At 61.0% G+C, this 9,725-nt stretch carries 10 protein-coding genes; 2 read left to right on the forward strand and 8 right to left on the reverse strand.

Annotated features, from left to right (window positions below; genetic code table 11):
- On the forward strand, positions 1 to 501 hold a 501-nt coding region (locus B3F77_RS02150), incomplete at its 5' end, for an alpha/beta hydrolase-fold protein (RefSeq protein WP_293603361.1).
- Between the two features lie 39 nt (positions 502 to 540).
- Here the strand turns inward: B3F77_RS02150 and B3F77_RS02155 are convergent.
- The 7 genes from B3F77_RS02155 to B3F77_RS02185 form a co-directional block, all read right to left on the reverse strand.
- Positions 541 to 1,494 (reverse strand): NAD(P)H-dependent flavin oxidoreductase, encoded by a 954-nt coding sequence (locus B3F77_RS02155; protein WP_293603362.1) that lies wholly within the window; start codon positions 1,492 to 1,494, stop codon positions 541 to 543.
- A 141-nt stretch (positions 1,495 to 1,635) separates the two neighbouring features.
- Positions 1,636 to 3,435 (reverse strand): acyl-CoA dehydrogenase, encoded by a 1,800-nt coding sequence (locus B3F77_RS02160; RefSeq protein ID WP_293603363.1) that lies wholly within the window; start codon positions 3,433 to 3,435, stop codon positions 1,636 to 1,638.
- A gap of 106 nt (positions 3,436 to 3,541) precedes the next feature.
- A complete protein-coding gene (locus B3F77_RS02165; protein WP_293603364.1) occupies positions 3,542 to 4,474 on the reverse strand; it encodes an electron transfer flavoprotein subunit alpha/FixB family protein in 933 nt (310 codons plus the stop codon).
- 29 nt (positions 4,475 to 4,503) lie between these two features.
- Positions 4,504 to 5,253: an electron transfer flavoprotein subunit beta/FixA family protein gene (locus tag B3F77_RS02170; RefSeq protein WP_293603365.1), complete on the reverse strand. Its 750-nt coding sequence runs from the start codon at positions 5,251 to 5,253 to the stop codon at positions 4,504 to 4,506.
- A 252-nt stretch (positions 5,254 to 5,505) separates the two neighbouring features.
- Complete coding sequence (locus B3F77_RS02175; protein ID WP_293603366.1) at positions 5,506 to 6,831, reverse strand: mechanosensitive ion channel family protein; 1,326 nt, start codon at positions 6,829 to 6,831, stop codon at positions 5,506 to 5,508.
- Complete coding sequence (locus tag B3F77_RS02180; protein ID WP_293603367.1) at positions 6,807 to 7,616, reverse strand: enoyl-CoA hydratase; 810 nt, start codon at positions 7,614 to 7,616, stop codon at positions 6,807 to 6,809. The genes B3F77_RS02175 and B3F77_RS02180 overlap by 25 nt, the downstream gene beginning before the upstream one ends.
- An 8-nt stretch (positions 7,617 to 7,624) precedes the next feature.
- Positions 7,625 to 8,578, reverse strand: a complete 954-nt coding sequence (locus B3F77_RS02185) for a histone deacetylase family protein (protein ID WP_293603368.1) — start codon at positions 8,576 to 8,578, stop codon at positions 7,625 to 7,627.
- A 31-nt stretch (positions 8,579 to 8,609) separates the two neighbouring features.
- On the opposite strand from B3F77_RS02185, the gene B3F77_RS02190 reads away from it, so the two are divergent.
- Positions 8,610 to 9,530, forward strand: coding sequence for an AAA family ATPase (locus tag B3F77_RS02190; protein ID WP_293603369.1), 921 nt, complete (start codon positions 8,610 to 8,612; stop codon positions 9,528 to 9,530).
- A gap of 4 nt (positions 9,531 to 9,534) precedes the next feature.
- Here the strand turns inward: B3F77_RS02190 and B3F77_RS02195 are convergent.
- Positions 9,535 to 9,725, reverse strand: a 191-nt coding sequence (locus tag B3F77_RS02195; RefSeq protein WP_293603370.1) for a hypothetical protein, incomplete at its 5' end; no start/stop codon positions are given.

The following is a 9,725-nucleotide window of genomic DNA, read 5'->3' on the forward strand; positions in this document are numbered from 1 at the left end:
TACCGCATGGAGAGCTACCTCACGACGGAATTGTTGCCGCTGCTGACGAGCACCTTGCCACTGGACGCCGAGCACATCGGCATTTTCGGCCATTCCATGGGCGGCCACGGTGCCTTGACGCTGGCACTTCGGCACCCTTCTCTTTTCAAGTCGGTGTCGGCCTTTGCGCCGATTTGTGCGCCCAGCCAGTGCCCGTGGGGCCGCAAGGCCTTCGCTGGCTACCTTGGAGCCGACGAATCGGGCTGGCTTGCGCACGATGCCACGGCATTGATGACAGGCCTGCCCAGTGCGCCCTACCCCGGCGGCATCCTGATTGACCAGGGTCTGGCCGATCAGTTTCTTGCGGAGCAGCTGCACCCGCACCTGTTTGAAGCCGCCTGCGCGTCGGCGGGCCAGCCCCTCACGCTGCGCCGGCAGGCGGGCTACGACCACAGCTATTACTTCATCGCCACCTTCATGGCCGACCACCTGAATCACCACGCACGCCAGCTGTTTTCGTAATCCCTCTCTTAAGCTTGAAACCGCCTCTTGAATTTTTGGCTATAAAGCCAGCCTTTGGCGCGCTTCCTGGTATTCGCGCCTGAGCTGGGCTACAAAGGCGGCGGTGCTCTGCACCTTGGTAACCGCGCCAATGCCCTGCCCGCAACCCCAGATGTCTTTCCAGGCTTTGGACTTGTCAGCGCCGAAGTTCATTTGGCTCGGGTCGCCCTCGGGCAGGTGGTCGGGGTCCATGCCGGCAGCGCGGATCGACGGCGCCAGGTAGTTGCCATGCACGCCGGTAAACAGGTTGCTGTAGACAATGTCGTCGGAATTGCCATCGACGATCGCCTGCTTATAAGCATCTGAAGCACGGGCTTCTTCGGTGGCGATAAAGGCCGAGCCGATGTAGGCGAAGTCGGCCCCCATGGCTTGCGCGGCCAGCACGCCGCCGCCGGTCGAGATGGCGCCCGACAGCGCCAGCGGGCCGTCAAACCATTGACGGATTTCCTGGATCAGGGCAAACGGGCTTTTGACGCCCGCGTGTCCACCGGCACCGGCCGCCACCGCCACCAGGCCGTCAGCGCCTTTTTCTATGGCCTTGTGGGCAAACTTGTTGTTGATGATGTCGTGCAACACCACGCCGCCGTAGCTGTGCGCGGCGGCGTTGATGTCTTCGCGGGCGCCCAGGCTGGTGATGCAGATGGGCACCTGGAATTTGACGCACATTTCCATGTCACGCTCCAGCCGGTCGTTGGACTTGTGCACGATCTGGTTGATGGCAAACGGCGCGGCAGGCTGCTCGGGATGGGCGAGGTTGTAGACGGCCAGCGTCTCGGTGATCTCGGCCAGCCAGTCTTCCAGCTGCGCTGCGGGCCGCGCGTTGAGCGCCGGCATGGCGCCCACCACGCCGGCCTTGCATTGCTCAATCACGAGCTTGGGGTTGCTGATGATGAACAGCGGCGAGCCAATGATGGGCAGCGGCAGATGGTTCAGTGCACCGGGTAGTCTGGACATGGCATCTTTCATCAATCGCTTGCGAAACGCAGGCCGGAGTTTTTACCAAAAATTTAAGAAAATAATAGCCACAGCCCTTATACAACGGGCGTAAGTAGCTATTTATTTAGTAGCATGAAATACAGCGCAGGGCGGGAGAGGCTAGAACGCCTCAAGCGCCAGCGCGGTGACGCAGTCTGCGCCTTCCACGATGCTGTCGCGCATGCCGGGTGCCTTGGTCAGCAGGTGGTCGGCGTAAAAGCGGGCCGTGGTGATTTTGGCCTGCATGAAAGCGGCATCCACGCCCATAACCGATTTCTCCAGTTGCTCCTGGGCCACCAACAATGAGCGCGCCATCTGCCAGCCTGCCACCAGATTGCCGGCCAGCATCAGGTAGGGCACGCTGCCTGCAAATACGGCATTGGGTCTAGCCTTGACGTTGCCAGCCACAAACTCGACCACATCAACAAATGCCAGGCGCGCGGCCTTCAGGCGCTTGGCCACCGCCAAGGCATCGGCACTGCCCTGCTTGAGCAACCGGGTTTCAGTCGCTTCAATCTGCTGTGCAATCGCCTTGGCCGTCTGACCGCCGTCGCGCGCGGTCTTGCGGCCGACCAGGTCGTTGGCCTGGATGGCGGTGGTGCCTTCGTAGATGGTGAGGATTCTCGCGTCGCGGTAGTACTGCGCCGCGCCGGTTTCCTCAATAAAGCCCATCCCGCCATGGACTTGCACGCCCAACGAGGTGACTTCCTGGCTCATCTCGGTGCTGTAGCCCTTGACCAGCGGCACCATGAATTCGTAGAAGGCCTGGTTCTGTTGGCGCACGTCGGCATCAGGGTGGTGATGGGTCGCGTCGTATGCAGCCGCGGCCACCGAGGCCATGGCGCGACAGCCTTCGGTGTAGGCGCGCATGGTCATCAGCATGCGCTTGACGTCGGGATGGTGAATGATGGGTGCGCTGGCCTGGATGGAACCGTCGACCGGTCGACTCTGCACGCGGTCTTTGGCAAACGTCACGGCTTTTTGGTAGGCGCGCTCGGCAATCGCCACGCCCTGCATACCCACGGCGAAGCGCGCCGCATTCATCATGATGAACATGTACTCCAGCCCACGGTTTTCCTCGCCGACGATATAGCCCACGGCGCCGCCGTGGTCACCGTACTGCAGCACGGCCGTGGGCGAGGCCTTGATCCCCAGCTTGTGCTCGATGCTGACACAATGCACATCGTTGCGCGCACCCAGCGAACCGTCCTGGTTCACCATGAATTTGGGCACGACAAACAGGCTGATGCCCTTGACGCCCTCGGGTGCGCCGCTCACTCGCGCAAGCACCAGGTGCACGATGTTCTCGGCCATGTCGTGCTCACCATAGGTGATGAAAATCTTGGTGCCAAACACCTTGTAGGTGCCGTCAGGCTGCGGCTCGGCACGGCTGCGCACCATGGCCAGGTCGGAACCAGCCTGCGGTTCGGTCAGGTTCATGGTGCCGGTCCACTGGCCGCTTACCAGTTTTTCAAGGTAGACCGCCTTGAGATCGTCAGAACCTGCGGTCAGCAGTGCCTCAATGGCGCCATCGCTGAGCAAGGGACACAAGGCAAAGCTCATATTGGCCGAGTTGAGCATTTCGCCGCAGGCCGCGCCAATGGTTTTAGGCAGGCCCTGGCCGCCAAAGTCTGTGGGGTGCTGCAGACCTTGCCAGCCCCCTTCCACGTATTGCCTGAAGGCTTCCTTGAAACCGGGGGTGGTGGTGACAACGCCGTCTTTCAGGCTCGAAGGATTTTTGTCGCCCTCCCAGTTCAGCGGCGACAGCACGCCCTCGTTGAACCTGGCGCATTCTTCCAGCACCGCCTGCGCCGTTTCAAACCCGGCGTCTTCAAAACCGGGAATTTGCGCGACCTGGTCGATGTTGGCCAAGTGCTTGATGTCGAACAGCATGTCTTTGAGCGGGGCTTTGTAACTCATTGTTGTCTCTCCAATATTTCAGAGCGGCCTCACCGCGGGCAGTCCAGATAAAAAAGGGCATCCATCACGACGCCCTTTGATTCCATCGCCGTACAGCGTTTCAGCGTTACAGCGCCGCAACCAGTTCAGGCACGGCGACGAACAGATCCGCCTCCAGCCCGTAATCAGCCACGCTGAAAATCGGTGCTTCAGGGTCCTTGTTGATCGCCACGATGACTTTCGAGTCCTTCATGCCGGCCAGGTGCTGGATGGCGCCCGAGATGCCCGCTGCGATGTAGAGCTGGGGCGCCACGATTTTTCCGGTCTGGCCCACTTGCCAGTCGTTGGGCGCGTAGCCTGCATCCACCGCCGCTCGCGAAGCACCGAGTGCAGCGCCCAGCTTGTCAGCCAGCGGCGTCAGGACCTCGTTGAACTTCTCGGCACTGCCCAGCGCACGGCCACCGCTGACGATGATCTTCGCGGCAGTCAGTTCAGGGCGGTCGCTCTTGGCAATTTCGGAGCCCATAAACGATGACTTGCCGCTGTCGGCCACGCCTGCCAGCGTTTCAATGGCCGCCGTTCCGCCGCTGGCTGCTGCGGCGTCAAAACCGGTCGTGCGAACGGTGATGACTTTGGTCGCATCCAGGCTTTGCACGATGGCAATGGCGTTGCCGGCATAGATGGGGCGCTCGAACGTGTCGGCCGCATCCACCTTGGTGATGTCGGATATCTGGGCGACGTCCAGCAGCGCGGCCACGCGAGGGGCAATGTTTTTGCCCGATGCCGTCGCTGGAAACAGGATATGCGAATAGCTGCTGGCAATGGCCACCACCTGCGCGGCCATGTTTTCAGCCAGGCCATGCGCAAAGGGCTCGCCCTCGACGTGAATGACTTTGGCCACGCCAACAATTTGGCTGGCCGCTTTGGCTGCCGCTTCTGCACCCTTGCCAGCGACCAGTACATGTACTTCACCACCGCATTGGGCAGCTGCGGTCACGGTATTGAGGGTGGCAGGCTTGATGCTCGCGTTGTCGTGTTCGGCAATTACTAAAGAGGTCATTGTTTTACTCCGTTGAGGCTGGGCGTCTTTTAAATTACTTTGGCTTCGTTTCTGAGTTTGTCCACCAGGGCGGCGACGTCCGCCACCTTGACACCGGCACTGCGCTTGGGCGGCTCGCTGACCTTGAGGGTCTTGATGCGCGGCTTGACGTCCACACCGAGTTCTTCGGGCTTGAAGTTGTCGAGCTGCTTTTTCTTGGCCTTCATGATGTTGGGCAGCGTCACATAGCGCGGCTCATTGAGGCGAAGGTCGGTCGTGATGATGGCCGGCAGGCTCAGTGACAGGGTTTCCATGCCGCCATCGACTTCACGGGTGACCTTGGCCTGGCCGCCCTCCACTTCCACCTTGGATGCAAAAGTCGCCTGCGGCCAGCCCAGCAAGGCCGCCAGCATCTGGCCGGTCTGGTTGCAGTCATCGTCAATCGCCTGCTTGCCCAGAATCACCAGCTTCGGCTGCTCCTTGTCTACCAGCGCCTTGAGCAGCTTGGCCACGGCCAGCGGCTGCAGCTCTTCAGCCGTCTCGACCAGAATGGCGCGGTCTGCGCCAATCGCCATGGCGGTGCGCAGCGTTTCCTGGCACTGCAGCACACCGCAGCTCACTGCGATGACTTCGGTCACGACACCCTTTTCCTTGAGCCGTGTCGCCTCTTCGATGGCGATCTCGTCAAAGGGGTTCATGCTCATCTTGACGTTGGCGATATCGACACCGGTGCCGTCTGATTTGACGCGGACTTTCACGTTGTAGTCGACTACACGCTTGACGGGTACCAAAACCTTCATTGCAGGGCTCCAGAGTTTGTTAATTGACGTTGACGTTAACGTAAGCTTTGCATTCTATGCTGCAGCATTCCTGGTGTCGGCTGCCGCCTAACTGCAGGAGGGTGCTCCCTCGCAGCCGAGAAGAAAAAGAACGGTCGTTCTATTTTATTATAAAGGGCTAATCCTCAAGAGTTACCGCCCCCTGCCAAACAGATGGCCTGCAGGCATCCATTGAGCCCGCCGCGACCCCTCGCATCAGCAAGGTCAGAAAAATCAGGAAGGCTTGACGTCTTCTACAACGTTGACATGAGTATGGATCACCCGCTGCGGGAATGGGATTTCTATTCCGTGCTTGCGCAGGGACTGGAGGATGGCGAGATTGACAAGGGAGCGCAGGTTCTGCTGGCCGTTTTCTGGGTCCGCCATCCAGTAGTTGAGGGTGAACTCCAGCCCGTCAGCGCCAAAATTGGTCAAGTTGACACCAGGCCCCGGTTCAGTCAACACGCGCTCCTGTTTGATGGCCGCCTCGGTGAGCAGACGCATCACCAGCTCAACGTCGCTGTCATAGCCCACCGACACCACGGTGGACTGCAGCAACTGCGTATCGGCCAGGGACAGGTTTTCAATGCGGTTGCTGATGAACATTTCATTCGGGACGATGGCTTCCCGGCCGGACATCGCCCGTATGACCGTGTAGCGGGCATTGATATCGGTGATGCGCCCTTCAAAGTTGTCAACGCGCACGCTGTCCCCGATGCGCACACTGCGCTCGGCCAGCATCACAAATCCGCTCACATAGCTGGCAGCGAGCTTTTGCAGGCCAAAACCAATGCCCACGCCAATCGCACCGCCCAGCACCGAAAGGGCCGTCAGGTCAATTCCCACCGCTGACAGCGCCAGCAACAGGCCGACAAACATCAACAGCGCTCGGGTGGCATTGCTCACGGCCTTGCGCAAGGACAGCTCGCTGCCCGTCGCCGAGCGCAGTACCCGGGCTTCAATGGCTGAGGAAATCCAAAGGGTGACCAGAAGCACGAGCCCCGCCGTCAGCGCACCTTCCAGCATGGTGCGCACCGAGATCAGCGAGCCGCCGACCTTCCACTTGATGTCGTCCAGCTGGTCAAGAAGGACTGGCAGCAGGCCGCTGACCCAGAGCACCATGGCCAGCCAGGCCAGCCAGGAAATGGTGCGCTCCAGTGCCCGCACCAGCGGTGTGTCTTTCAATGCCACCTGCAGCACCTTGACCCCCAGGCGAATCACCGCCAAGGACAGCAACACCGGAATGGCCACCTTGAAGATCGCCAGCGGAAGCACCCGCGCCAAGAGCGCCTGGGCCGCATAAGCCAAGGACAACAGCAGCAGCGGAAACAGCACGCCGTCCACAATGCGCCGTCCAAAGAAAATCGAGGATTCGTCGGCCACGCTGCGCGCACGGCTTGCCACGCGCACCACCAGCCAGGCCAGCAGGGCGCAAACAACCAGCGCCGCCAGCTCGGTCAGGGCGGTGGGCTGGGTCAGCGCCGTAAACCAGTCATCCAGGCTGTCGATACGCGCAGGAGAAACATTATGAAGATTCAAGAAGGCGCCGCCACTGGCCATTGAGGTTTCCTTTTGTCGATGAAGGCTTGTACGCCCTCCTGGGCCACGGCATGGACCATGTTGCAAGCCATGGTCTGGCCAGCCAGTTGGTACGCGGCTTCCACGCCGGTTTCACGTTGTTTGTAAAAAAGCTCTTTGCCCATGGCGACTGCTTCTCGCGGTTTGGACAGCAGGGCTTGCAAAAGCTTCTCGACCTCGGCGTCGAGCGCGTCAAGCGGCACGACGCGGTTGACCAGGCCTCTGGCGCGCGCCTCATCGGCCGTGATGAACTCTCCCGTCAGCAGCATCTCCATGGCCTGTTTGGCAGGCATGTTGCGCACCAGCGGCACACTGGGCGTGGCACAAAACAGGCCCACATCAATCCCGTTTACACCAAAGCTGGCCTGGCTGGCAGCCACCGCCAGATCACATTGCGCCACCAGCTGGCAACCCGCGGCAGTGGCCAGCCCCTGCACCCTGGCAATCACCGGCACCGGCAAATTCTGGATGCTGAGCATCATGCGCGTGCACTGGGCAAACAGCTTCTGGTAATAGGCCAGCTCAGGCCGGGCGCGCATGTCCTTGAGGTTGTGGCCGGCGCAAAAAGCCTTGCCTTGCGCCGCCACCACCACCGCGCGCGCCGAGCTGTCGAGCGCAATGGCATCCAGCGCGGTTTGCAGGGCTGCCAGTACCTCCTCGCTGAGTGCGTTGAAAGTGCTCGCTCGGTTCAGGGTAAGGGTGTGAACACCCCGCCCGTCCTGTGTGTGAAGAACCGGCGCAGACAGATCAGCGGATGCAGTGCTCATGAAAACTCCTACAAATCGGCCAGCACACGGAGATGCGCTTCCACGCTGCGCGCCAGCGCACTGAGGTTGTAGCCCCCTTCCAGCGACGACACGATGCGGCCCTTCGCGTGGCGCCTGGCCACATCCTTGACGCGCTGGGTAATCCAGGCATAGTCCTGCTCGACGAGGCCCATCTGGCCCAGATCGTCCTCGCGGTGCGCGTCGAATCCGGCGCTGATGAAAATCATTTGAGGCTTGAACGCTTCCAGGCGCGGAATCCACATCATCTCGATCAACTCGCGCACCTCCATGCCCTTGGTATAGGCCGGCACCGGCAGGTTCACCATGTTGCTGGCGTGCGTATCGGCGCCGCTGAAGGGATAAAGCGGGTGCTGAAAAAAACTCACCATCAGCATCCGGTCATCGCCACGGATGATGTCTTCGGTGCCATTGCCGTGGTGCACGTCAAAGTCAACAATCGCCACGCGCTTGAGGCCGTGGCGCTCAAGCGCGTATTTGGCCGCAATGGCGATGTTGTTGAAAATACAAAACCCCATGGACGTGTTGCGGCAGGCATGGTGCCCCGGCGGGCGCACGGCGCAAAATGCATTCTCCATCTCGCCGGCCAGCACGCTGTCGGTGGCCGCAATGGCAGCGCCTGCCGCGCGCAAGGCGGCGTTCCAGGTGTGTATGTTGAGCGAGGTATCTGGATCAATCTGGGCATAGGCGGGCCCGCCCGCCTTGATGTCATCAGCCAGGCGGTCGCTTAAGCCCCGAATCGCAGCCACCAGCATGCGGTCGTGCGCCAACTCAAGGTCGCCCAGCGCTGCCTGTGGAGCCTCGCGCCGGTCCAGCGCATCCCCCACGCCGGTGATCAGCAGCCGGTCTTCAATGGCATCCAGTCGCTCGGGGCACTCCGGGTGTCCTGGGCCCATTTCATGCTTCCAGCAGTCTTTGTGGGTGAAATAACCAGTCGCGTTCATGGTGGAAAAATTTTGCGTTAAGGTTAGCGACATGCAGGTTAAAGAAAAACTTCAAACGCTTTTAAATCAGCTTAACACGGTCATCGTCGGCAAGCCGGCGCAGGTACAAGACTGCGTGGCCTGCCTGCTCGCAGGCGGCCACCTGCTGATTGAAGACGTTCCAGGCGTTGGCAAAACCACGCTCGCCCATGCGCTGTCGCGCTCGTTCGGCCTGCAGTTTTCACGTGTGCAATTCACGGCCGATTTGATGCCCAGCGATTTGTCGGGCGTCTCGATCTACGAACGCCAGAAGGAAAGTTTTGTGTTTCACCCCGGGCCGGTGTTTGCCCAGGTGCTGCTGGCCGACGAAATCAACCGGGCCAGCCCAAGAACCCAGAGCGCCCTGCTTGAGGCCATGGAAGAAAAGCAGGTCACCGTCGAGGGCGAAACCCGCCAGTTGCCCGTACCATTTTTTGTGATTGCCACGCAAAACCCGCACGACCAGCTCGGCACCTACGCCCTGCCCGAGTCGCAGCTGGACCGTTTTCATATGCGGATTTCGCTGGGTTATCCGGACCGCGCCGCCGAACGAGAGCTGTTCAAGGGCAGCGACCGGCGCGACATGGTGGATAAGCTGCCCGCCATGCTGGTGCCGCATGATTTGCTGGAGCTGCAGCAGCAGGTAACGCAAGTTCATGCCGCAGAACCGCTGCTGAACTACCTGCAGGACCTGATTGCCGCCTCCCGCTCGGGCCGCTGGTTTTTGCAGGGTCTGAGTCCGCGTGCCGGCATCGCCATCATGCGCGCCGCCAAGGCGCAGGCTTTCCTGAGCAACCGGGACTATGTCGCGCCCGATGACATTGCCGCCGTGCTGCCGCAGACCGCTGCGCACCGCCTCATTCCCGTCAGCGATGCGGGCCGGGGCGCGGTCGAGCAGGTGCGCGCCATGCTTGACGCCGTAACGCTGCCATGAAGTTTCATGCCGAGACAAGCAAAATACCGCGCACAGTCACGTTCCAGACAAGCGAACGCAGCGCCGGGCCGCCCCAAGCAAGTTCAGCCCCCGAGGGGCTGGAGCCTGCGGCTCCAAACCTGCTTGAGCAGGTTTGGACAGGCGACAGAGGCGAAGCGTCTCGCGAGCCGCGGCCTGCAAGGCCTCGCGCAGTAC

The sequence above is a fragment of the Polaromonas sp. UBA4122 genome (assembly GCA_002381615.1).
Taxonomy (GTDB): domain Bacteria; phylum Pseudomonadota; class Gammaproteobacteria; order Burkholderiales; family Burkholderiaceae_C; genus Polaromonas.

Coding starts and splice junctions, on each gene's coding strand:
- B3F77_RS02155 (WP_293603362.1), bottom strand. CDS start 1,494: ATGTCCAGACTACCCGGTGCACTGAACCATCTGCCGCTGCCCATCATT.
- B3F77_RS02160 (WP_293603363.1), bottom strand. CDS start 3,435: ATGAGTTACAAAGCCCCGCTCAAAGACATGCTGTTCGACATCAAGCAC.
- B3F77_RS02165 (WP_293603364.1), bottom strand. CDS start 4,474: ATGACCTCTTTAGTAATTGCCGAACACGACAACGCGAGCATCAAGCCT.
- B3F77_RS02170 (WP_293603365.1), bottom strand. CDS start 5,253: ATGAAGGTTTTGGTACCCGTCAAGCGTGTAGTCGACTACAACGTGAAA.
- B3F77_RS02175 (WP_293603366.1), bottom strand. CDS start 6,831: ATGGCCAGTGGCGGCGCCTTCTTGAATCTTCATAATGTTTCTCCTGCG.
- B3F77_RS02180 (WP_293603367.1), bottom strand. CDS start 7,616: ATGAGCACTGCATCCGCTGATCTGTCTGCGCCGGTTCTTCACACACAG.
- B3F77_RS02185 (WP_293603368.1), bottom strand. CDS start 8,578: ATGAACGCGACTGGTTATTTCACCCACAAAGACTGCTGGAAGCATGAA.
- B3F77_RS02190 (WP_293603369.1), top strand. CDS start 8,610: ATGCAGGTTAAAGAAAAACTTCAAACGCTTTTAAATCAGCTTAACACG.